Origin of the sequence: Arthrobacter sp. Y-9 (assembly GCF_029690065.1) — a bacterium.
Lineage (GTDB): Bacteria > Actinomycetota > Actinomycetes > Actinomycetales > Micrococcaceae > Arthrobacter_E.
On the sequence record NZ_CP121463.1, the window covers coordinates 940,018 to 962,802 of the forward strand.

Consider the following 22,785-nt stretch of genomic DNA (forward strand, 5'->3'; position numbering starts at 1 on the left):
ATGCGTCCTATCGGGTCTGGGCTGCTCGGGCCCGGTCAGGGGAGTCGGGAGCGGGGAAGGCGGCGTCGAGGGCTTCGAGGTGGCCGCGGACCACGCCGCCGCCCAGCACGGGCGGGGCCGCCAGGGCCGCCACGGGTTCGACGTCGACGCCGAGGGACGCCAGCGCGCGGATGGCCACGGGCATGCGGGCCCGGTCTCCGCCGTCGGAGATCTTGACGGCCACCGCGTGGCCGCTCGGGAGCCCGATGAGCTGGACGCCCTCGAAGCCGTCCTTGGCGAGGAAGCCCGGCAGCGCGCGCATGAGCGCCGTGACGTCGCGGCCCTCGCCGGCCACCATCTCGGGGTGCCGCATCATGGCGCGTGCGACGGCGGCGGCCGCCGCATCGATGCCGGTGCGGTCGGCGGACGGTGCTGCCGCGCCGTCGCCGGCTCCGGCGTTCTCGGCGGTTTCCGCGGCGAGGCGGGCCAGACGCCCGTAGCCGCGCGCCATCGCCGTGAGGCTGAGGGCCGGCAGGGGAGTGCCGCAGCCGTCGGTGGACCACTGGGCCGGCTCTTCGCCGGTGAGCTCGGTGACCGTCTCGGCGACGAGGCGCTGCAGCGGGTGGCCGGGGTCGAGGTAGCCCTCCACCGCCCAGCCGTTCAGCGTGCAGACGCCGGCCATGGCGGCGTGCTTCCCGGAGCAGTTCTGGCAGATCTGGTCGGCCGAGCCGCCGTCGCGGAGCCACTGCTCGCGCTCGGCGACGCCGTAGGGGAGGTCGCGGGAGTTGGCCAGGGCGTTCTCGGTCAGTCCGTGGAGCTCCAGGATGCGGTGTGCTCCGTCGCGGTGCTCGGGGCCTCCGCTGTGGCTGGCCGCGGCCAGGGCGAGGAGGTGGTCCGGCAGCTCGAGCCCGGCCCGCAGCATCGCGACGGCCTGGAACGGTTTGAGGGCGGAGCGCGGGTACATCGGGGTGAGAGGATCTCCGGCGCCGAAGAGCAGCTCCCCGTCCGGGGAAACGACGGCGAAGGAGCCGTAGTGGACCCCCTCGACGCGCTGGTCACGGCTCAGCGTGGCCAGAGGGACGTGGGACGGGACGTCGGGCATGGGTGGCGCCTTCCTTGCTGGGGGTGGGTCGTGCCGGGCAGGGTGGTCCGGGCGGGTCATGCCGGGCCTGGGCGGCGCGGCGGGGGGGCGTGGCGGAGGTCAGGCTCCGTCGAGGGAGTCGATGGCGGCGGTCACGGCGGCGAGATGGTCCCTCATGGCGCGCGCTGCGCCGTCGGGAGAGCCGGACTCGATCGCCGCGAGGATCGCGCTGTGCTCCTCGTCGGAGACGCGCTGGCGGTCGGCGAGGAGGTTCAGGGTGCCGGACTGTTTGCCGAGCGCTTCGCGGAGATCGCTCACCACGGTCTCGAAGACCTTGTTCCCGCTGGCCCGGGCGATCTGGAGGTGGAACGCCGAGTCCAGGACCACCCAGGCCTCCGGGTCGTCCTCGGAGAGCATGTCGTTCAGGATGCCGCGCAGGGTGTCCAGATCGTCGTCGGTGCGGCGTTCAGCGGCCAGCGACGCCGCAGGGACCTCGATGTGGGGGCGGGCCTCGGTGAGGTCCCGGGCGGAGTAGCGGCCGAGCACCAGGTCGGTGGAGACGCGAGCGGAGACGACGAACGTGCCCTTGCCGGTGTGGGTCTCGGTCAGGCCGAGGGCGGCGCAGGACCGGAGGGCTTCGCGGATCACGGAGCGGCTGACGCCGTATCCGGAGGCGAGGGCGGCTTCGGAGGGGAGCTTACTGCCGACCGCGAGGGTGCCGTCCTCGATGCTCTCCCGGAGCCGCGCGAGCACGGCTTCCTGGGCGCTGACACGGCCCAGAGGAGAAGGCGACGCTGCCTTCGTGCTCTGTCCGGCTGTCATGCTGTCTGACAGGTTCATGTCTCGAGTATGGCCCGGGTCACAAGGAGCTGTCAATCGGGAGCGTGGGGTGCGGTTCGGCTGGCGATGATGATCGCCGACCGCGGTCGCCATCATGCCCTGTGCGGGGCTCCGTCGCGCTGTTAGGCTGTGCCCCGTGATGAGAGTTCTCGACGTCGTGACCGGCGAGGGTGAAATACGCGGGACGCATGATCCGTTCATGCGTCCCACCCCCTGACATCTGACCCTCAGCCTGCCATCGGCAGGTCTGTCGGCATTTCCCGGGGAGGGCGCCTTTCTCAGACGTTCCCTCAGGAGACTCCTTCATGCCTGCATTTCAGCGACGGTTCATCGCCGTCATCTTCTCCCTGCTCGGCCTCCAGGTGGGGGTGCGCGCCGTCCAATGGGCCGACGTCGCCGTCGTCCTCCACCTCAGCCCGGAGCAGCTCGGCATCAGCGCGGGCGTCGGCGCGGCCGCCGGGATCCTCACCCTGACCACGGGCGCACTCCTCATCGACAGGGTGGGCCGCCGTCCTCTGCTCGTGGTGGGGCTCGTGGGGGCCGGAGGCAGCTTCCTCGCCAACGCCGCGGTCGCGGACTATGTCCAGTTCCTCCTGGCCTGCCTGGCGTACGGGTTGCTCATCAGCTTTCTCGACCTTGCGGCCAACGCCATCGGGTCCGACTTCGAACGTTCCACTGCGCAGGCGTCGATGGTCGGATTCCATTCCTGGTTCAGCCTCGCGGCCGCGGTGGGCGCGACCCTGAACGCCGTGGGGAGCGCGGTCGGCGCCGGCTTCCGGCCGGCCTTCACGCTCCTCGGCATCGCCTTGATCGTCTCCGGCCTCTGGACCCTGCGGCGGCCGCTGCCGCCCGTCACTCCGGCGGTGCACGACGGCGGCCGGCCTCCGGTGCTCGGAGGCGTGCGGCTTCCGGCGACCGTGCTGATCGCGGTGGCGATCGTCTTCCTGTGCTTCTTCGGCGACGGCATCCTGGAGACGTTCCTGGCGGTTCTGGTGCGTCACGAAGCCGGTGCGCAGGCATGGCTCGCCGGATCGACGATCGCGGTGTTCCACTTCTCGTCGTGGCTGGGCCGGTCGGTCTCTCAGAGGGCGGTGACGCGCTGGGGTGATCGGGCGGTGCTCCTCGGCACGGGAGCGATGTCCGCGCTGGCGATGGCGGCTTCCCTCTGGCTGACCGGCGGTTGGGTCGCGACGCTCGGGTTCGGTCTGGTGGGATTCGCCCTGTCGCCGATCGTGCCCCTCGGCATGTCGCTGGCCGGCCGGTACGCGCCGGCCGGAGCCGAGGGGAGGGCCATCGGTCTCACCAACGGCGTCGGGTACTCCGCCTTCGTCCTCAGTCCGGTCGTGGCCGGATGGGTCGCCGAACAGACCTCGATACCGTGGGGAGTAGGGTTGGCAGCACTGACCATGGCCGGTGTTTCGCTGGCGGCGCTGGCCCTGCCCGGCAGGTCCGGCGCCAAGGAGAGGGGAGGGAGCCGTGTCCGAGAGCACTGAGAAGCCGGAGACTGAGCTGCCGGTGATCGCGCGGCCGGAGATCGTGTGTCTCTGCGGGTCGATGAGGTTCGCGGAGGAGTTCCGCGCCGCGCAGCGGGATCTGGGCCTCGCCGGGGCGATCGTGGTCGCTCCGGTTGAATCGGGCTGGTCCGGTGAAGCGCTCACCGATGAGCGAAAGGCGTTCCTGGGCGAGCTGCACCTTCGGAAGATCGACCTGGCGGATCGTGTCGTGGTCATCAACCCAGGCGGGTACCTCGGGGAGTCGACTCAGCGCGAGATCGCCTACGCACGGGCGGCGGGAAAGCCGGTGGCGTTCACCCACCCGGGTTGAGCGGCTGCCCCGCTGCCCGCTGACGCGAACGGCTACAGCCGACGACGCCGGGCGGCAGCCGCCGGCCTCAGGGCACCGGGTGCGGTCCCCTGCGTCGCGCACGACAGTGCCGACTGCGCTGCCGCAGCCCCACAGCGTCAGCCCAGAACGCTGAAGAAGATCGCGATCAAATGGCAGGTGAAACCGAGCACCGTGAAGGCGTGGAAGAGCTCGTGGAAACCGAAGAACTGGTAGCTGAAGTTCGGGCGCTTGAGCCCGTAGAAGACGGCGCCCGCGATGTAGAACGCGCCGCCGCAGCAGATCAGGATCGCGGCGGGCACGCTCGCCGCGAAGAACTGCGGAAGGAAGAGCAGCGCTGCGCAGCCAAGGGCGACGTAGATGGGGACGTAGAGCCAGCGGGGAGCATGCAGCCAGAGCAGCCGGAACGCGACGCCGGCCAGCGCGCCGCCCCAGATGAGCCAGAGGACGAGGCTCGCCGTCGGGCGGTCGAGCAGGGTCCACGCCAAGGGGGTGTAGCTGCCCGCGATGACCAGCATGATGTTGGTGTGGTCCAGGCGCTTGAGAATGGCCTTGACTTTCGGGCTCCAATTGCCGCGGTGGTAGACCGCGCTGACCGTGAAGAGCAGGAGGCCCGTGAGGGCGTAGACGGCCGAGACGATCTTCCGGTCCGGCGTCGGCGCGAGGCAGATCAGGACGATGCTCGCCGCCAGAGCGAGAGGCGCCGCCACCGCATGGATCCAACCTCGCCAGGCGGGCTTGATGGCCAGCATGTCGGCGCGGGCCGCCAGGCGCGCGGCAGGGGACGAGGGCTGGTGTGGAGCTACTGACCGCATGGTCCCATGCTAACTTACGCTTCCGTAGGTTACCGACGAGTAACCTGAAAGCTGCCCCGGAGTGCCTCTCTCAGGCGGTAGCCTTGGACTCGGAAGTCCCGCGGCGCGGGTACGCGCGAACGGGAAGAGGTGGGACTTGATGAGCATTCAGGATTTCCTCTACGGCATGTACGAGCGCCGCCTGGAACACGGGCTGGCCAAGGACCGGATCCCGGGTCACATCGGGGTCATGGTGGACGGCAACCGGCGCTGGGCCAAGCAGTTCAACGCCCCCTCGAGCCGGGGCCATCAGGCCGGCGCGGACAAGATCCTGGAGTTCCTGCACTGGTGCCAGGAGCTCGGCGTCAAGGTCGTCACGCTCTACATGCTCTCCACGGACAACATGAGCCGCTCCTCCGAAGAGCTCGATGAACTCATGGCGATCATCGCGGACACCCTCGACCGCCTCGACGAGGACGAGAACATCTCCGTCCACGCGATGGGCGCCCCGGAGCTGCTCCCGGATTACCTCGCGGAACGCCTCAACCGTCTGACCCATAAGACCCCCGTCCAGGAGGCCGTGCACGTCAACGTGGCCGTCGGCTACGGCGGACGGCGCGAGATCGTGGACGCCGTGCGCGCGCTCATGAAGGACGCCGCCGGGCGAGGCGAGACCCTGGAAACCCTCTCCTCCTCGCTCACGGTGGAGGACATCTCCCGCTTCCTCTACACCGCAGGGCAGCCCGATCCGGATCTCGTGATCCGCACCTCCGGGGAGCAGCGGCTGTCCGGCTTCCTCATGTGGCAGAGCGCGTACAGCGAGTTCTACTTCTGCGAGGCGCTCTGGCCGGCATTCCGCAAGGTCGATTTCCTCCGCGCCCTCCGTGACTACGCGGGCCGGCAGCGCCGCTTCGGCACCTGACCGCCGTCGTTGTGTGCTCGGCAGTTTTGCGTGCTCAGTTGTTGCGGGTGATTCGGCGAAACACCCGCAACAACTGAGCACGCAACGACGACGGCGCGGCGCCTAGCCGCGGTACCGCTCGCGGTATTCGGACTCGAGCATGCCGAGATGCACTTTGTCGTGGAACTCGCCGCGGTGGAACACGGCGTCGCGCTCCCGGCCCTCCTCCACGAAACCGAGCGAACGGTACAGCCGCAGGGCGCGGTCGTTGAAGGACCACGTGTCCAGGGCGGCCTTGTGGGCCGCCATCTCCTCGAAGACGACCCGGAGCATGACGCGGAGGGCATCCCCTCCGAAGCCCTGGCCCTGATAGCGGGGGCCGATCATGATGGCGAGCGTCGCCGTCCGGACCCGCGGGTTCATGCCCCAGGCGGTCACGTGCCCCACCAGTTCGCCGCCCTGGGACATCTCGCCGCTCTGAGCGATGATGCTGAATCCCGCGGCCTGCATGGTGTCGTTCTTGCTCCACTGCTGGAAGAGCTCGGTGATGTCGTCGGTGGGAAGCGGCGAGGTCATGTAGCGCTGCAGGACGGCGAGTCCGGGATCGTTCCACCAGCCCGTGAGCTCCGGGAGATCCTCGGGCAGCAGGCCCCGCAGCACCGTCAGTTCGCCCGTGTAGAGCGTGCTCGCCCATTCCTGCATCGTCGTCGTCGCCATGAAGCCAGCCTATCGGGACGCCGCCGGTGGTCCCGCGCCCGGCCGTTCACGGAAAATTAACGCCGCGCTTGCCGTGGCGGCTGTCGTGGCGGTGCCGCCGGGGTTAGCGTGGTCCTAACGCCGGGGAACACTCCCGGCGCCACGGGAGGCCATCCATGGAGCGAGGAATCGCACCAGCAGCAGGGGAGGCCGGATCCGGCCTCCGGGCCGACCGCCTCACCTAGATCAATCCGGGCGAGCGCCCGGGGCTGGAGTTGATGTGGCTATTTCCGATGTGACCACCGCGAACGACACGGCGCAGGGCACCGGTGCGAAAAAGAGCACCGCGAAGAAAGCTACCTCTCGCACCACGCGGGGGCGTTCCACGACCGGGACGGACCCGGCGCCCACCGGCCGCAGTTTCGTGATCGACACCTCCGTGCTCCTCTCCGATCCGCGGGCGCTGCTCCGGTTCGCCGAGCATGAGGTGATCGTCCCGGTGGTCGTGATCGCCGAGCTGGAGGGCAAACGCCACGACCCGGAGCTCGGCTACTTCGCCCGCAAGGCGCTCCGGCTGCTGGATGACCTCCGCGTCGAGCACGGCAGTCTCAACCGGCCCATCCCGCTCGGGACCGACGGCGGCACCCTGCGGGTGGAACTGAACCACATCAGCGCCGAGGTGCTCCCCGCGGGATTCCGCTCCGGTGACAACGACGCACGCATCCTGGCGGTGGCGAAGAACCTCGCCGATGAGGGCCACGACGTCACGGTGGTGTCCAAGGATCTGCCGATGCGCGTGAAGGCCTCCGCCATGGGCCTGGCCGCCGACGAATACCGCAACGAACTCGTCAAGGACACCGGCTGGACGGGCCTGTCCGAGCTGGACGTCACCGAGGAGGAGGTCTCCACCCTCTACGGCCACGAACCGGTGCTGATCCCGGCCGCCGCCGAGTTGCCGGTGAACACCGGCCTGGTGATGCTCTCGCCGCGTGGTTCGGCCCTCGGTCGGGTGGGCGCCGACAAGCAGGTGCGCCTCGTCAAGGGCGACCGCGACGTGTTCGGGCTCCACGGACGTTCGGCGGAACAGCGCCTGGCGATCGACATGCTCATGGACCCCACGGTCGGGATCGTCTCGCTCGGCGGCCGGGCGGGCACCGGCAAGTCGGCCTTGGCCCTCTGCGCCGGCCTCGAGGCGGTCCTGGAGCGTCAGGAACACCGGAAGGTGGTCGTGTTCCGGCCCCTGTACGCGGTGGGCGGCCAGGAGCTCGGGTACCTGCCGGGTTCCGAGGCGGAGAAGATGAACCCCTGGGCGCAGGCCGTGTTCGACACCCTCGGCGCCCTGGTCTCCCAGGAAGTGGTCGAGGAGGTCATGGACCGCGGCATGCTGGAGGTCCTGCCGCTCACGCACATCCGCGGACGCTCGCTGCACGATTCGTTCGTGATCGTGGACGAGGCCCAGTCCCTGGAGAAGAACGTGCTCCTCACCGTGATGAGCCGCATGGGCCAGAACTCCAAGATCGTCCTCACCCACGACGTCGCGCAGCGCGACAACCTGCGCGTCGGACGCCATGACGGCATCGCCGCCGTCGTCGAGACGCTCAAGGGGCACCCGCTGTTCGCCCACATGACCCTGACGCGGAGCGAGCGCTCGCCGATCGCGGCCCTCGTCACGGAACTGCTGGAGGGTGCGGAGATCTAGACGGCCGCTCCCGCCCACGCGAACCACATCCCACGCGAACCGCATCCCACGCGAACCGCCAGTAGGTGCCCGAATCCCTCCCGGAAAAGGGCGCCTAGTGGCGGTTCGGGTACGTGGGCGGGCCGGCGGGGCGATAGACGAGCGTGAGAACACCGCGGCTGTCGGTGCGCGAACTGAGCAGTTCGAGCGCGAGGTCCGGGCCGTCCTGCGGGAACAGCCGATCACCCTGTCCCAGCACGACAGGCACTACCAGGAGGGTGAGCTCGTCCACGAGTCCGCGTTCCAGAAGCCAGCGGACCAGCTTGACGCTCCCGTGGACCTGGAGATCGCCGCCCGGTGCGTCCTTCAGCTCCCGGATCCGGGTTTCCAGGTCCCCAGTGAGCCGGGTGGCGCCTTCCCAGGCGGTTTCGGGTTCGGAGGACGAGACCAGGTATTTAGGGGCACGGTTCAGCGCATCGGCGATGGCGTGACCGCCGGGTGGCATCGAACCCCAGTACGGCGCGAACACGTCGTAGGTGGTGCGGCCGAAGAGGAAAGCCCCCGCCCGCTGATAGGTCTCGACGATGAAGCTGAACGTCTCGTCGTCGAACGCGCCCATCGCCCAGCCGCCCCGGGTGAAGCCGTTCCGGAGGTCCTGCTCCGTCGCCCCGCCGTTGCCCTGTGCGACGCCGTCGACGGTCACCTGCGTCATGGTGGTCAGTTTCATGGGTGCCACTTCCTTCCTCGCTTCATCGTAGGAGCGAGGGGGGCACGAGAGCACGGACTTTTTTCGGTGCCCCACGGCCACGCGAACCGCCAGTAGGCGCCCGAATCCGTGGGGTATTCGGGCGCCTACTGGCGGTTCGCGTGGAGGTGAGGAGTGGGGAACGACGGCGAGTGGAGCCGCGCGCTCAGGCGTCCAGGCCGATGAAGCGGGCGAAAGCGTCGTGGCCTTCGACTTCCAGCTCCCAGTCGGGCCGGCGGAAGTCCGCGGCGTCCAGCCGGAGCTGCTGGATCTCGGCGGGACCCTGTGCGGACGACTCCCGGTGCAGACCGTTGTCCCGGTATCCCAGCGCGTGTGAGACACCGAGGGACCGTTCGTTCCACACCGCGGCGGCGGATTCCGCGACCTCGGCGCCCAGGTGGTCGAAGGCGTACAGGAGGATGGCGGCCCGCATCTCCTTGCCGAGCCCCTGCCCCTGGGAGGACTTCCGCATCCAGGACCCGCTCGATACGACCCGGAACGCGGCGAACTCCTTGGCCATGAGGGATTGCGACCCGATCAGCTCCCCGCCGTGCCAGATCCCGAACGCGAGGTCCCAGTTCTCGGGCGTGAACCGGGAACGCGCACCCCAGTGGAACTGCGCGGTGTTCGCCGGGAGCTCGTGGTCCGGCGCCTCGGACCAGGCGACGGAGAACGGGGACTTGCCGGGCTCGTGAATACCGGACCGGACCGCCTCGATGAGCTGGGGGAGTTCGCTGTCGCGGATCAGGCGCAGCTCCACGCGCGGAGTGCGCAGCACCAGGCCGAAGGGCGGGAAGATCTCCTCGAGAGTCAGCATGGCGACGAGTCTAGCCAACGCGCTGCGCCAGCCAACGCGGCGGACCGCCGGACGCGCGGAGCCGGGGGGAGAGCGCCGGGAGTCTCGGCTGTGAATGGCACTTCCACAGTGGCGCCGTTAGAGTCGGCCCATGCTGACACGGATGACCCAGCTCTGGGGGCTCGGGCCAGGCTGGCCGCTCGCCGCTTCGATCCTCCTGGCCCTCGTGGTCGTGCTCTTCGTCTCCGCGGCGGGGCGCCTGGCCTGGATCGATGCGAAGACCCGTCTCCTCCCGGACCGGATCATGCTGCCCTGGGCGGCGGTTTCGGGCGTGCTCCTGCTGGCGGCGTGCGTGTGCGCGGGCAACCTCCCGTCCGACTTCGGCTGGGTCGCCTACGCTCCGTCCGCGAACGAGGTCTTCAGTCCCGGGAGCTTCACGAGCCACGGTGCGCCGGGCTCCGCTGAATGGCTGGACTCCCTGTTCGAGCAGCGGGCGGACCTGGCCGCGCCGCTCTGGGGCGTCTGGGGTCTGCGCGTGGTCGCCGGGGGCGTGCTCGCCTGGCTGTTCCACTTCCTGCTGCGCGCCGTCAGCCCGTCCAGCCTCGGTTTCGGGGATGTGAAACTCGCGGGGGTGCTCGGCATGCATCTGGGGTACGTGGGCTGGTGGCCCCTGCTGCTCGGGACACTGCTCGCGTTCACGCTGGCCGGGCTGACGGCCCTGGTCCTGGTGCTGTTCCGGCGAGTGGGATGGCGCGACTCGATCCCCTTCGGACCGTTCATGATCGCCGGCGCCGCCGTGGCGCTGGTGCTGCCCGCCTGAGGAAACGCCGGCGCCCGACGGCGGGGCCGCCGTCGGGCGTCAGAGCGTCGCCAGATACGCGCGCACACGCTGCCCCAGGTCGCGTTCGCGAGCGGCCAGGGCGTCCACGAGCCCGGCCAGCCGCTCGACGTCGCGCGCGTGGGACGGCTCTCCACGCCGCCGTCGGGGCCGCGAGGTGAGCTCCTCGCAGCGCCGCAGGGCCAGGATCTGCGCGCGAACCCTCAACCGCCTGTCCTCCAGTTCGGGCGCTCCCGAGGCATGCTCCACGGTGACGGCATCGAGGTCGGCGGCGTCCTCGCGGAGGAAGAGCGCCTCCAGGCGGGTCTCCACGGCCCGGAGCGTCCGGTCGTTCTCCTGACGTGAGGCGGTGCGGTTCCGGCGCCGTCCCGAGAGCCAGACCGGGACGGCGGCGAGGCCGGCCAGGCCCAGGACCACGCCCACCCCGATTCCCACCCGGTTGGCCTGCGACTCCGTCCAGGCGGGCTTTCCGAGGCTGCCCGCCAGGTCCTGGTTCAGAAGGTAGACCGGGTGGTAAACGGACATGTGGGGGTCATCGCTGGAGTTCCAGTCACCGCGGTTCAGGTACTCGCCCGCGAGGCGGGGCGCGGGGGTCGGGCCCCAGGCCAGGCCGAGGCCGCGGTATTCGCCGTGTCCGACGTCGCGCACCACGTGGATCATGACGTCCGGGAAGAGGTCTCCCGTCGCAGGATCGACGAGATCCGGGACCGAGGCGATGGCAGCGCGGACCGCGGCGTCCTGATCGGCCCGGCTCAGATCATCGGACCTCCGGCCGGTCGAGCGGCCGACCGGCCTGGCTTCCGTGACCACGTCCAGTTCCGGTGCGGCGGGGAGGGCCACGACGGCGAGGCGCCACGGGATGAAGGCGCGGACCTTCGCGGCGTCGGCGTCGGCCTGCTGCAGTGTCGGCCAGCCCGGTCCCCGCGGCAGGGACACGTAGTGGACCGTCTTGTCCCGCCCGATGGCGCCCACGCCTCCGATGGCGGTCTGCGTCACCCAGCCGATGCCCGCCACCGCCAGGCACAGCGCGATCAGCAGGCCCAGGATGAAGGCCCCGCCCCGGGCGGACTCGGCCCGGTGACTCCGGCGGGTCACCTCCCGGGGAGCCGGTTCGCGTCGGGGAGCCGCCGCCACATCACGCCGAGGCGCCATGGCATCCAGGTCGGCCCGCGCCGTGTCCCACCACCGTTCCACGCCGCCCACCGTCAGCAGCGTCGGCCCGGCGGGATCCTCGTCGCCCGGAGCCGGAGCCGGGGCCGGAGCCGCTGCCAGCGCCAGCACGAGCGGTGACTCCGGATCCTCCGCGGACTGTTCGGCGGCGAGAAGAACGGACTGCTTCGGAGCGACTCGAGCCGCCGTGGCCAGCCCCTCCCTGAGGACCGTGGCCAGCGCGGCGGACGTCTCTCTTGCCGCCTCGAGGAGCCCTTCTGCGAGGGCCTCAGGGTCGACGGGCTCCTCGGAGAACTTTTCCCGGAGCGCCGCGCCGAGAGGCAGCAACGACCCCCGGACACGTTCCAGCTTCCGGACGGCCGCAGCGACCTCGCCCCGCACCGGCACCCGGGCCTCGGCGAGCACGGCACTGATCCGGTCCGCGGCCTCGATGAAGGGTCGGCTGTTCAGATCCCAGACGTCGGGAGCGGTCGGGGACTTCAGGAGGAGGGCCGTGCCCTGGGAGACCGCGTCGTCCAGGTGGTCGAGCCGCGTCGCCTGGTCCCGGAAGGCCAGGGCCTCGTCTGCGCTGAGGTCGCTCATCGTCGGCAGGCCGAGCGGAAGCCGGGCGTAGAGCCCGTCCTCGGCACGGGTCAGCTTCAGCGAACGGGCCTCGACCTCACAGCCCGCTTCGCGAAGGCGCTGCGCGGTACTGGAGTGCGTGAGCCCGTCCAGGTGGATGGTCGCGAGCCGCGTCAGCTCCAGATCCAGCGTGACCGTGGCGAGATGACGTGATCCCACCGCGAGGTCATGCCACAGCGCACGCCGTTCCCTGGCCTGGCGCAGATGACGGCGCAGCAGAAGTCCTGTGCACAGTGTCCCCGCCGCGACGAGTGCCAGCCACCCGAGCGGGGTGCGGTTGAGGGCCTGTGATTGAGCGTCGACGGCGGCGCGGGCTGCCAGGGCGGCCGCCCCGGCGCGCTGGCCGGCGGAGTGGGCGTTGTCGAACGCATTGGACACCATGTCGTCGCCGTCGGGTTCGTGCTCCTTCTCGTCGTGGGGGACCGAGAGCCAGCCTTTCGCGACACGCGCTCCGGCATACGTCCCGTCGACCACCACCGAAGCGGTGCCGGGACCCGGCGAGGCGCAGTGAGGGGCGGAGGCGGCATCGCAGACGAGGAGCCGGGTGGGCTCGTAGGCGAGGAGCTCTCCGCCCAGCGCCGCGCGCACCTGGTCCGCGCTCACGGCGGTTCCGTGGACTTCGACGGTCACCGGCGTCGTCGGGATGTTGAGGGCGACCCCCGTGAGAGCTGCGAGCAGTGTCAGCGCGCCGACGACGAGCGCGCCCCACGGACGCTCCCGGCGCGGCGCGTTGCGCGGGCTGCCTGCCGTCTCCCTGGCCATCGTCCCCCCTAGGTGCCTGCCGCGATCCCGTGCGATTCCCTGTCCGCCGGCGTGCCCGCCGTGGTCCGCGCCCATCCTATGTCAGTGCCACAGGGCGCTCACCCGGGAAATACGAAGGCGCCGGACCCCTGCGGGGGATCCGGCGCCGTCGTGGCCGGGCCGACGGTGACGCCGGCCGGGAGGTGATGTCAGTACTTGCCCGTCATGGTGGTGACGTCGAGGGCCTTGTCCAGGATCTCCTCGGTGACCTTGCCGTCACCCTCGCCGACGAAACCGAGCTTCTCGGTGGCCTGGCGGATGGTCAGGCCCTCCTTGACGGCGGTCTTGGCGATCTTCGCGGCGTTCTCGTAGCCGATGTACTTGTTCAGCGGCGTGACGATGGACGGGGAGGCCTCGGCCAGGAAGCGGGCGCGTTCCTCGTTGGCGCTGATGCCGTCGATCATCTTATCCGCCATGACACGGGAGGTGTTGGTCAGCAGGCGGATGGACTCGAGCAGGTTCGCGGCCATGACCGGGATGCCCACGTTCAGCTCGAAGGCACCGTTGGTGGAGGACAGGGCGATGGTGGTGTCATTGCCGATGACCTGGGCGGCGACCATGATGGCGGCCTCGCAGATCACGGGGTTGACCTTGCCCGGCATGATGGAGGAGCCCGGCTGCAGATCCGGGATGGCGATCTCGCCGAGGCCCGTGTTGGGGCCGGAACCCATCCAGCGAAGGTCGTTGCTGATCTTCATGATGGAGTAGGCGATCGTGCGCAGCTGGCCGGAGACCTCGATCAGGCCGTCGCGGTTGGCCTGAGCTTCGAAGTGGTTGCGGGCCTCGGTGATGGGCAGCGCGGTGTCCTCGGCGAGCAGGGCGATGACGCGCTGCGGGAAGCCGTCCGGGGTGTTGATGCCGGTGCCGACGGCGGTGCCGCCCTGGGGGACCTCGGCCACGCGGGGCAGGGAGGCGTGGATGCGCTCGATGCCGTAACGGATCTGGGCCTCGTAGCCGCCGAACTCCTGGCCGAGGGTGACCGGGGTGGCGTCCATGAGGTGCGTGCGGCCGGACTTGACGATGCCCTTGAACTCCTCGGCCTTGCGGGAGAGGGAGGCGGCCAGGTAGGTCAGGGCCGGGACCAGGTCGTTGAGCAGCGCGTTGGTCGCGGCGACGTGCACCGAGGTGGGGAACACGTCGTTGGAGGACTGGGAGGCGTTGACGTGGTCGTTCGGGTGGACGACGCGGTCGCTGCCCTTGTCCGCGAAGGAACGAGTGGCGAGCTCGGCCAGGACCTCGTTCATGTTCATGTTGGAGGAGGTGCCGGAGCCGGTCTGGAAGACGTCGATCGGGAACTGATCGTCGAATTCACCGGCGGCCACGCGGTCCGCGGCGTCGGCGATGGCGTCGGCGAGATCTCCATCGATCACTCCGAGTTCTTCGTTGGCGCGGGCGGCGGCCTTCTTGACCCGGGCAAGCGCTTCGATGTGCTTGCGTTCCAGGGTCTTGCCGGAAATGGGGAAGTTCTCCACGGCACGCTGGGTCTGGGCCTTGTAGAGCGCGTTCACGGGGACGCGGACCTCGCCCATGGTGTCGTGTTCGATGCGGAATTCTTCAGCAGCAGAAGTCATGCCCTTACTGTATGACGCACGACGGCGGCGCTGAAACTCGCGTCGCGCCACCGGGGGCGCATGTGGCGGAGGTCATGGCCGGCCCGGCTGCCCGGGCCGGCAGGGCGCGCCTCAGTCCTGGAAGTGCCCGACGCCGGAGACCAGGTCCGCGCGGCCCTCCTCGAGGCGGTAGGCCATGCCCACCACCGCGGTGCGGCCGGCGTCGATGGCCGCCTTGATGGAGGGGGAACGCTCCACGAGCCGTTCGGCGGTCTGGCGGGTGTGCTCCACCACCATGTCGTTGACCTCGTGGTCGCCGTGGCGGAGGGAGTTCAGCACGGACGGCGTGATGCGCTCGACCAGGTTCCGGATGTAGCCGCCAGGCATGTCCCCGGAGTCCACGGCCTCCTTGGTGGCCGTCACGGCGCCGCAGTTGTCGTGGCCCAGGACCACGATCAGCGGGATGCCGAGGACGTCCACGCCGTACTCGAGGGTGCCGAGGACGGCGTCGTCCATGACCTGACCCGCCGTGCGGATGACGAAGGCGTCGCCGAGGCCGAGGTCGAAGATGATCTCGGCGGCCAGACGGGAGTCCGAGCAGCCGAAGATTAGAGTGAAGGGATTCTGGGCGTTGACCAGGGAACTGCGGCGGCTGGCGTCCTGATTGGGGTGGGACGACGTGCCCGAGACGAAACGGGCGTTGCCTTCGACGAGTTTCTGCCAGGCCTGCTGGGGGGTCAGATTCGAGCTCACGCCGCTTACTTTACGCGGTGGGGGAGGCGGACGGCGCAGGCGTGACGGCGGGCGCCGCGTCCACGGCCTTCAGTACGGCGGCCGCGACGACGTCGAACTCCGTCAGGTCCGCACGGCCGTTCAGCACCAGGGTGTAGCCGCGGTGTTCCAGGACCAGGGTCTTGGGTCCGGTGCCCTTGTCCCGCAGGGTCCAGTCCTGGCCGGCGATGGTGCGCTTGCCGGTGACAGGGGCGTTGTCCGCGATCTGGGCCACCCAGGTGGGGTTGCCCTTCCGGGTCTGGGTCAGCCCGACGAAGCCCTGGGCGGGGGAGACGAAGCCGACCTCCCAGGCCGGGACGCCGGACTCGGTGCCGGACTTCCAGCGCGCGTAGTTCGGGTGCCAGCCGGAGGGGAGCGCCGGAGCGGCCGGGGTGAAACCCGCCACCGGCGCCGCGTTGACGGCCACGGCCGAGACGTCGATCTTCGGATCGTAACCGGGCTGCTTCGGCTGGGCGTTCAGGAGGATGACCGGCAGGATGCAGGCGATCGACACCGCAAGTGCCAGGATCATGCCGATCACCGACGCGTTGGCCCGCTTGGCGGCATTCTTCGAGAGGACGGCCTTGAACCCCGGTTCCCCGGGCAGGGGACCCCGTGCCGACGCTTCGCCGGCAGCCTCAGGAACGGCCTCGGGTGAGGAGTCTTCGGCGGCGGGGAGGGGGGTCTTGGGGGAATCACTCACCCCTCCATGGTCCCCCATGGCGGGTGCCCAGCGCCAAACGACCGGGATGCGCGGTTGTGACACTGTTGCACCTGTCACATCACGGCACAGGGCGGAACCCGCGGTCTATGATCGTTCCGAGGACCGAACACCCCTCTCCCGGCGCCTTCGGAGCCCGGGTCCGAACTTTTCAGCAGAACTCAACGAAGAGGTACACGGTGGCCGCAGCTTCCAGCGCTAGCAAGTATTCAACGATCTCCCCGGACCTCGCGGTCGGGAATGACGAGCCGGACCGCAACCTCGCGCTTGAGCTGGTGCGCGTGACCGAGGCCGCCGCGATCGCGGGCGGCCACTGGGTGGGCTTCGGCGACAAGAACAAGGCGGACGGCGCCGCGGTGGATGCCATGCGTTCCTTCCTCAAGACGGTCCACTTCAATGGCGTGGTGGTCATCGGCGAGGGTGAGAAGGACGAAGCCCCCATGCTGTTCAACGGCGAACAGGTGGGCGACGGCACCGGCCCCGAGTGCGATGTGGCCGTGGACCCGATCGACGGCACCCGCCTGACCGCCCTGGGCATCAACAACGCCCTGGCCGTGCTCGCCGTGGCCGAGCGCGGGTCCATGTTCGACCCCTCCGCCGTGTTCTACATGGAGAAGCTCGTGACGGGCCCGGAGGCCGCCGACATGGTGGACCTCCGCCTGCCGGTGAAGCAGAACCTGCACCTCATCGCCAAGGCCAAGGGCGTCAAGATCAACCAGGTGACCGTCTGCGTGCTGGACCGTGACCGCCACAAGCCGCTCGTGGAGGAGATCCGCGCGGCCGGCGCCCGGACCAAGTTCATCCTCGACGGCGACGTGGCCGGTGCGATCGCGGCGGCCCGCACCGGGACCGGCGTCGACGCTCTGATGGGTATCGGCGGCACTCCGGAAGGCGTCGTGGCGGCGTGCGCCATCAAGTCCCTCGGCGGTGTCATCCAGGGCCGTCTCTGGCCGACGAGCGACGAGGAGAAGCAAAAGGCGATCGACGCCGGCCACGACCTCGACCGTGTGCTGACCACCAACGACCTCGTCACGAGCGACAACTGCTACTTCGCCGCGACCGGCATCACCGACGGCGACCTGCTGCGCGGTGTGCGGTACCAGAAGGACCGCGTGGTCACGCAGTCGATCGTCATGCGCTCCAAGTCGGGCACCGTGCGTCTGGTCGACGCCGAGCACCACGCCTCCAAGTGGGAGAGCTGGGCGCGCCGCTGAGCAGTCCGCTCCTGAAGAGCTTCTGATCTGAACCTGACGAGGGGCTGACGAAGGGCCACGCCACCGGATCACCGGGGCGTGGCCCTTCGTCGTCCCTGCCGGCAGCGAGCCGGTATCCGCATACGATGGGGGCATGACGGGCACTTACCAGGATGGGGACTGGATCGCGGCGCAGGATCCCGGCGCACCGCCCGGCCTGTTGTCCGAGATCGCTTTCCGCCGCTGGGACCTCCATCCGGTCCTCGAGGCGAACCCCGGGCTCCGCCCCGAACTCCGGCAGTGGATCGCGCAGGTCAACCCTCCGCATCTGCGGCGGTACCCAGCGGCCGGTGCCCAAACCGGCGCCCAGCCCGGCGGGTACTCCGGGCAGCAGCCCGGTATCCAACAGCCCGGTATCCAGCAGCCCGGTATCCAGCAGCCCGGTATCCAGCAGCCCGTCTTCCCGTACCCGGGCCCGCCTCAGGCGCCCGTGTATGGGACGGCCGGTCAGGCCGGTGGTGCGTATCCCCAGAACGGGTATGCGAGCGGAGCGTACGGATCGGGGACGGCGGGGCAGGCGGTCCCTCGGAAGAGCGGTCCCGGCTGGTGGTTCGCCGGCTGCGGATGCCTGGCGCTGGTGTTCGTGCTGGTCCTCGTGGGTCTCGGCCTGGGCGGTCTGAACGCGATCTTCTCCACCGCGGAGCGGCAGGGGCGGCCCGGAGTGGCGGAGAAGCCGCTGTCCAGCAGTCCGTCGGTCAGCCCCGGCGTCGACGAACAGATACGGGCCTTCGAGGCGGAGAAAGTGACCTTCGACCGGCTGGCGGCCACGCTCAGCAACAACCCGGTGGCCGCATCCGTCACGAATGCCGCCAGGTTCCGCATCCTGGAGCAGCGGATCAAGGAGCCCCATCTGAGCACCTTCTCGGCCAGGAGCGTGGTCGCGGAGGCCGTGCAGCTGCGGCAGAAGCTGGAACAGCGGATCGCCCAGGCGAAGGTGCTCCGCGTCAACCGTTCGCGATCGGTGTCCGAAGGACTCGTGGACAGCGCGGGCAAAGGGTTCATCGACCTCCGCTGGGACGCCGCCACAGCGTGCAAGAAGTCCAAGTCGTCCGAGGGCCGCACCCTCGGCTGCGTCAAAGGATCGGAGCCGCTGACGATCCACCTGCTGCCCGAGAATGCGTTCCATGACGGGTGGAATCTGCGGATGACCGTGGTGCACGAGCTCGCCCACGTCTATCAGCAGGCCGATGAGCGGGCCGCCGACGACGGTGCGAGCCGGACCGACAAGCTCCTGGCCCGGGGCTTGTTCCAGAAGAGCGTCGAGAAGATGGCCGATTGCTTCGCCCTCACGTATTACAACCAATGGACGTTGACGCAGGAAAACTACACGATGGGCTATGGCTACGTGTGCAACGCGTCCGAACGCCAGGCGATCCGTTCCTGGGCGGCCGCGATCAAAGCGCCCCTGCCGAAATGATCTCCTGCATTCCGGAGAATAGTCTCCGGATGAAATTCAGCACCCTGAATATCGCGTTTTCATGAATTCTCCGATGGGGAATTCCTGTTCCCCGCGCGGAAAGGGAATTCGATCAAACGCGTTTATCACACCATGTAGACTGGAGACCATGGTTGACGTGAAGGTGTGCACCGAACAGGCGGCATGGGATGCCCATATCAGGGAGCGCGGCGGACACCCGCTGCAGCTCTGGGGCTGGGGGACTCTCAAGGAGCGCGGAGCCTGGCGCGCGGCTCGTCTGCAGGTGGTCGACGGCGACAAGGTCATCGGCGCCGCACAGGTCCTCCGGCGTTCGCTGCCGTTCCCGTTCCGCTCCTTCCTGTACGTCCCGCGCGGCCCCGTCTGCGCGCCAGAAGACCGCGGACGCGTGCTCAAGGCGCTCCGTGACTACCTGAAGAAGAACTACTCGGGCAAGGCCGTCAACATCATGATCGAGCCGGACTGGGAGGGCTCCATGCCCGCCGGGTCCGAGGAGTGGAAGCCCGCCCGCAACAAGCTCCTCCTGGGGGACACCCTTGTCCTGGACCTCACCCAGGATGAGGAGACGCTGCTGGCCGCCATGCATCAGAAGCGCCGGCAGGACATCCGTAAATTCGGGAACAAAGGTTTTGAACTCCGCGAAGTGACGGATCACGCGGGCATCGCGCGGTGCCTGGAGATTTACAAGGAAATCGCGGACCGTGCCGGATTCGAATTGCACGACGACGCCTATTATTACGCCATTTTCGATGATCTGGGCGAAGGCAGCCCGGTGTATGAATTGGTGGACAGCGAAGGCGAGACCGTGGGTTTCCAGTTCCTGCTGGTCACCCCGCGGGTGGCGTTCGCCCTGTACGGCGGTGTGAACGCCAAGGGCCGCAAGCTCCGGGCGAACGGTGGCTTCGAGTGGGAGTGCATGAAGCTCATGAAGTCCCAGGGCGTGGAGCAGTTCGACCTGAACGGCCTCCTCAACGACCGCATCAGCGACTTCAAGCGCTACTTCGCGAAGCACGAGAACCACTTCGTGGGCAGCTACGCCCTCCCGCTGTCCGTGGCCAACCCTCTCTGGGAGGTCGCGCTGCCGCGGGCGAAGAAGGTCATGAGCAAGGCCCGTGGACTGCTCGCCACGGTCAAGGCGAAGGTCAAGGGATCTTGACCCACTTCCGTCGCGTCGGCTTGGCCGGGTGAGAAATGGCCCGGGCGGACATGGCCCGTGACGCACTGACGTGAACGAAGGCGTGGCCCCGCAGCGAACCCGAGAGGGTTCCGTTGCGGGGCCACGCCTTCGTCGTATCCGGGCCGGGTGTTAACCCGCCCGGGCTACAGGGTGCGGTTCACAGGCCTCACGAGATGCCCAGGCCCGTGCTGACGGCGAAGGCGAGCACGTCGCCGTCGTCGTCAGTCGCCCCTGTCACCGCGGGGTGGGCCGTCACGGGGTCCTCCGAGGCGGGGATGAAGGCGCTCTCGCCGCGCTGCAGGATCAGCTCGCCCTGAGGCGAGTCCAGCCGGAGGGCGCCGCGTACCACCAGCAGGACCGTCCCGCCGTCCTGCCGGATGGCGAGGTGCTCGGCGGCGTCCCGCAGCTCGATGCGCTGCAGGGCGAACTCGCGGAACGGCGGGGTGAAGATCTCCTGGCCCAGGAGCGTCTCCTGACGAGGGGTGCGCGGCACCTCCGGCAGCGGGGTGAAGTCGACCGTGGCCAGGAGCTCGGGGACGTCGATGTGCTTGGGGGTCAGGCCGCCGCGCAGCACATTGTCCGAGTTGGCCATGACCTCGATCCCGAGGCCTTCCAGGTAGGCGTGGACGTTCCCGGCGGGCAGGTGGATGGCATCGCCCGGCGTCAGTTCCACGAGGTTGAGCAGGAGGGAGACGAGGACCCCCGGGTCGCCGGGGTACTTGTCCTGGAGGCCCGCCGCGGCCTCCAGCGCGGTGCGGTGCGGATCGTCCGCGGTCAGGCCGTCGACGACGGCCCGCAGCCCGGAGGTGACGGCGGCCAGCCCTTCGCCCCCGGCGAGCAGTGCGGCGAAGGCGGTCCGGAGGGGCTCGGCCCCGTGCAGGGCCGCGGCGATCCCCGCGGCGTAGTGCCGCGCGTCGTCGTGCGTCGATCCGGAGGCCAGCGCCTCGAAGAGCGCCGCCGACTGCTCCACCGGGCGGAACCCGCAGAGCGCCCGGAACGGGGTGAGCGCCAGGATCATCTCCGGCTTGTGATTGTCGTCCTTGTAATTCCGCGAGGCGGCGTCGCGGGGGACACCCGCGGTGTTCTCCCGGGCGAATCCCTCCCGTGCCTGCTCCAGGCTCGGATGGACCTGGAGGGACAGCGGCTCGGCCGCGGCCAGGACCTTCATCAGATACGGCAGGCGCGGCCCGAACGCGGCCACGCTCCCGGCTCCCAGGAACTGATCCGGGTCCTCCGCGATGACCTCGTTCAGGCCCCGCCCGCCGGACACCCGCGAGGGTGAATCCGGGTGGGCGCCGATCCACAGCTCCGCCTCAGGACCGCCCGAGGGAACGCGTCCCAGCAGCTCGGCAATGGCCGTGGTGGATCCCCACGCATAGGGGCGCAGCTCATTGTCCAGGCGAAGCATCACGGGTGTCCTTTCAGGAGCGGAAGGGGACCGGGGCGGGTCAGAGAGCGGCGCAATTGCCGTTCTTCGCCAGCAGCTGGTCCAGTGTCTGGTAGTCCTGGGCATCATAAAGCGAATTGAGATAAGCCGCGGTGATCGGCTGCCCATCCGGGCGTGTGGTGCTCAGCGGGAAGTCCGGCGGCAGCTCGTCGGCGAGGTGCGGCCGGACCGCACCCTGCGCTTGAACTCCCAGGCCGGGCGCGACGGCGGCGGAGACCGAGCCGTCCTCACTCACCGCGCCAGGCAGTAGCGGAGCCGCGGCCTTGGCCGGCTTCCCGCTCGCCTTGGCCAGCAGCGCCTTGACCTTCGAGTGGATGAGATCGAAGTTCGGATCACCCAGGCTGAAATCCGCCGGGAAGTCCGGCGGACCCACCGTCATGCGGACCGTCGGCTGGCCCTTGGCCTTGGCCGCCAGGTCCACGAAGCCGCCGAGCTGGCCCTGCGGGATGTCGGTGTCCACGACGTGCGCACCCGCCTTGGCGATCGCTTCGAACTTCGTGATCACGGTGGCCGGGTCGAGCTGCTTGATCATGGCCTGCTGCACGCATTGCTGACGCTGGACGCGGGCGAAGTCGTCCACGTTCTCGCGGGAGCGGGCGAACCACTGGGCCTGGAAGCCGTTGAGGGTCTGGTTGCCGGGGTGGATCCAGCCGTCCGGCTTCACGTGCCGGGTGTCGCTGCCGGGCAGCATGCCGGCGCTGATGGGGACCCACGCGCCCACGCGCATCTTCACCCCGCCCATGGCGTCGATCAGTTGGGCGAAGCCGTCCATGTCGATCAGGGCGTAGGCCTGGATGGTGATCCCGAGGGTGCCGGAGATGGCGTCCTTAGTGGCTTCGGCGCCCGCGTTCTTCCCGGCGCCGTAGAGGTCCTTGTGGTTGTTGGTGGCATCCGTGTAGACCGCGTTCAGCAGGCAGTTCAGGGGGTCCGGATCGCAGTTGTTGAAACCATCCGGGTAGATGCGGTGCATGGGTGAGCTGTCCGGGAACTTCGCATACTGCAGGGAGCGCGGTACCGAGATGATCGCGGAGGCGCCCGTGGCGGCGTCGATGCTGATGACGGACATGCTGTCCGGGCGGAGACCCTCACGGCCTTCGCCGGCGTCGCCGCCGAGCAGTGCGATGTTGTAGCGGCCGTCCACGGGGTCGAACGGCGGGCGGCCGGCGTCGAACACATCGCCCAGGGCGCCCCGGGCCACGTTGACGAGGTAGGCGCCGTAGCCGAGCGCGCCACAGCTGAGCACCATCAGCACCACGAGCACGGCGGCCACAGGGGCCTTCCAGCGGGGCGGCAGGATCGCCAGGCGGCACAGGCGGAAGGTGTTCACCCACACGAGCGCCCACCCGATGAGGAGCGCCACCAGCCCGATCATCCAGACCACCATGAGGACCGGATGCGTCAGGATGGACAGCAGCAGGGCCCGGTTCAGCAGACCGGTCACCAGCGCCAGGAGCACGAGGGCCCAGACGGCGAAGGTGACGCGCAGGGCGATGCGCCCGAAGCGCCGGTCACCGGCCACCACTTGCGCGGCGCCGGGGACCAGAAGGGTGAGGGCGATGAGGACCCAGGCGCGGCGCACCCGGTCGCCCGGATCCGCCTCCTGAGGCCGGCGGATCGGGTCGTCCAGGCGGATGCGGCTCATCATGGCG

General features: G+C 69.5%; 20 protein-coding genes. 8 read left to right on the top strand and 12 right to left on the bottom strand.

Going from position 1 to position 22,785, the window contains the following annotated elements; all coding sequences use genetic code 11:
• Positions 1–7: 7 nt before the first annotated feature.
• Both P9849_RS04175 and P9849_RS04180 read right to left on the bottom strand, forming a co-directional pair.
• Positions 8–1,081, bottom strand: a complete 1,074-nt coding sequence (locus P9849_RS04175; RefSeq protein WP_278268438.1) for an asparaginase — start codon at positions 1,079–1,081, stop codon at positions 8–10.
• 99 nt (positions 1,082–1,180) lie between these two features.
• Positions 1,181–1,900, bottom strand: a complete 720-nt coding sequence (locus tag P9849_RS04180) for a FadR/GntR family transcriptional regulator (RefSeq protein ID WP_278268439.1) — start codon at positions 1,898–1,900, stop codon at positions 1,181–1,183.
• Between the two features lie 305 nt (positions 1,901–2,205).
• On the opposite strand from P9849_RS04180, the gene P9849_RS04185 reads away from it, so the two are divergent.
• Together P9849_RS04185 and P9849_RS04190 are read left to right on the top strand one after the other, a co-directional pair.
• Entirely contained in the window at positions 2,206–3,393 is a 1,188-nt protein-coding gene (locus P9849_RS04185) for an MFS transporter (protein WP_278268440.1), read from the top strand.
• Positions 3,377–3,724: a hypothetical protein gene (locus tag P9849_RS04190; protein ID WP_347567915.1), complete on the top strand. Its 348-nt coding sequence runs from the start codon at positions 3,377–3,379 to the stop codon at positions 3,722–3,724. The genes P9849_RS04185 and P9849_RS04190 overlap by 17 nt, the downstream gene beginning before the upstream one ends.
• 137 nt (positions 3,725–3,861) lie before the next feature.
• Here the strand turns inward: P9849_RS04190 and P9849_RS04195 are convergent, their stop codons facing one another.
• The gene (locus P9849_RS04195) at positions 3,862–4,557 is read right to left on the bottom strand and encodes a hemolysin III family protein (RefSeq protein WP_278268441.1); all 696 of its coding nucleotides are present in this window, start codon (positions 4,555–4,557) and stop codon (positions 3,862–3,864) included.
• 139 nt (positions 4,558–4,696) lie between these two features.
• Here P9849_RS04195 and P9849_RS04200 point away from each other — a divergent pair, with 139 nt between their 5' ends.
• The gene (locus P9849_RS04200) at positions 4,697–5,458 is read left to right on the top strand and encodes an isoprenyl transferase (protein WP_278268442.1); all 762 of its coding nucleotides are present in this window, start codon (positions 4,697–4,699) and stop codon (positions 5,456–5,458) included.
• Between the two features lie 102 nt (positions 5,459–5,560).
• Here P9849_RS04200 and P9849_RS04205 read toward each other — a convergent pair whose 3' ends face one another.
• A complete protein-coding gene (locus P9849_RS04205) occupies positions 5,561–6,154 on the bottom strand; it encodes a GNAT family protein (RefSeq protein WP_278268443.1) in 594 nt (197 codons plus the stop codon).
• A 403-nt stretch (positions 6,155–6,557) separates the two neighbouring features.
• Here P9849_RS04205 and P9849_RS04210 point away from each other — a divergent pair, with 403 nt between their 5' ends.
• Positions 6,558–7,832 carry a PhoH family protein gene (locus P9849_RS04210; RefSeq protein ID WP_278269087.1) on the top strand — a complete coding sequence of 425 codons (1,275 nt, stop codon included), beginning with the start codon at positions 6,558–6,560 and terminating at the stop codon, positions 7,830–7,832.
• A 94-nt stretch (positions 7,833–7,926) separates the two neighbouring features.
• Here the strand turns inward: P9849_RS04210 and P9849_RS04215 are convergent, their stop codons facing one another.
• Together P9849_RS04215 and P9849_RS04220 are read right to left on the bottom strand one after the other, a co-directional pair.
• Positions 7,927–8,538 (bottom strand): dihydrofolate reductase family protein, encoded by a 612-nt coding sequence (locus P9849_RS04215; protein ID WP_278268444.1) that lies wholly within the window; start codon positions 8,536–8,538, stop codon positions 7,927–7,929.
• Between the two features lie 184 nt (positions 8,539–8,722).
• Positions 8,723–9,373 (bottom strand): GNAT family protein, encoded by a 651-nt coding sequence (locus P9849_RS04220; RefSeq protein ID WP_278268445.1) that lies wholly within the window; start codon positions 9,371–9,373, stop codon positions 8,723–8,725.
• 130 nt (positions 9,374–9,503) lie between these two features.
• Between P9849_RS04220 and P9849_RS04225 the strand changes: the two genes are divergently transcribed.
• Positions 9,504–10,172: an A24 family peptidase gene (locus P9849_RS04225; RefSeq protein WP_278268446.1), complete on the top strand. Its 669-nt coding sequence runs from the start codon at positions 9,504–9,506 to the stop codon at positions 10,170–10,172.
• A 39-nt stretch (positions 10,173–10,211) separates the two neighbouring features.
• Here P9849_RS04225 and P9849_RS04230 read toward each other — a convergent pair whose 3' ends face one another.
• The 4 genes from P9849_RS04230 to P9849_RS04245 form a co-directional block, all read right to left on the bottom strand.
• Positions 10,212–12,743 (bottom strand): DUF5129 domain-containing protein, encoded by a 2,532-nt coding sequence (locus P9849_RS04230; RefSeq protein ID WP_278268447.1) that lies wholly within the window; start codon positions 12,741–12,743, stop codon positions 10,212–10,214.
• 188 nt (positions 12,744–12,931) lie between these two features.
• Entirely contained in the window at positions 12,932–14,353 is a 1,422-nt protein-coding gene (locus tag P9849_RS04235) for a class II fumarate hydratase (protein ID WP_066214570.1), read from the bottom strand.
• 111 nt (positions 14,354–14,464) lie between these two features.
• Positions 14,465–15,085, bottom strand: a complete 621-nt coding sequence (locus P9849_RS04240; protein ID WP_066214571.1) for a carbonic anhydrase — start codon at positions 15,083–15,085, stop codon at positions 14,465–14,467.
• Between the two features lie 10 nt (positions 15,086–15,095).
• Positions 15,096–15,806, bottom strand: coding sequence for a DUF4245 domain-containing protein (locus tag P9849_RS04245; protein ID WP_278268448.1), 711 nt, complete (start codon positions 15,804–15,806; stop codon positions 15,096–15,098).
• 197 nt (positions 15,807–16,003) lie between these two features.
• Between P9849_RS04245 and glpX the strand changes: the two genes are divergently transcribed.
• The 3 genes from glpX (at position 16,004) to P9849_RS04260 (ending at position 19,668) form a co-directional block, all read left to right on the top strand.
• Entirely contained in the window at positions 16,004–17,038 is a 1,035-nt protein-coding gene (gene glpX / locus P9849_RS04250; RefSeq protein ID WP_278268449.1) for a class II fructose-bisphosphatase, read from the top strand.
• 133 nt (positions 17,039–17,171) lie between these two features.
• Positions 17,172–18,494 (top strand): hypothetical protein, encoded by a 1,323-nt coding sequence (locus P9849_RS04255; RefSeq protein ID WP_278268450.1) that lies wholly within the window; start codon positions 17,172–17,174, stop codon positions 18,492–18,494.
• A gap of 148 nt (positions 18,495–18,642) precedes the next feature.
• The gene (locus P9849_RS04260) at positions 18,643–19,668 is read left to right on the top strand and encodes a GNAT family N-acetyltransferase (protein WP_278268451.1); all 1,026 of its coding nucleotides are present in this window, start codon (positions 18,643–18,645) and stop codon (positions 19,666–19,668) included.
• A 187-nt stretch (positions 19,669–19,855) separates the two neighbouring features.
• Here the strand turns inward: P9849_RS04260 and manA are convergent, their stop codons facing one another.
• Together manA and P9849_RS04270 are read right to left on the bottom strand one after the other, a co-directional pair.
• Positions 19,856–21,097: a mannose-6-phosphate isomerase, class I gene (gene manA / locus P9849_RS04265; RefSeq protein ID WP_278268452.1), complete on the bottom strand. Its 1,242-nt coding sequence runs from the start codon at positions 21,095–21,097 to the stop codon at positions 19,856–19,858.
• A 40-nt stretch (positions 21,098–21,137) separates the two neighbouring features.
• Positions 21,138–22,781: an LCP family protein gene (locus P9849_RS04270; RefSeq protein WP_278268453.1), complete on the bottom strand. Its 1,644-nt coding sequence runs from the start codon at positions 22,779–22,781 to the stop codon at positions 21,138–21,140.
• Positions 22,782–22,785 lie beyond the last annotated feature (4 nt).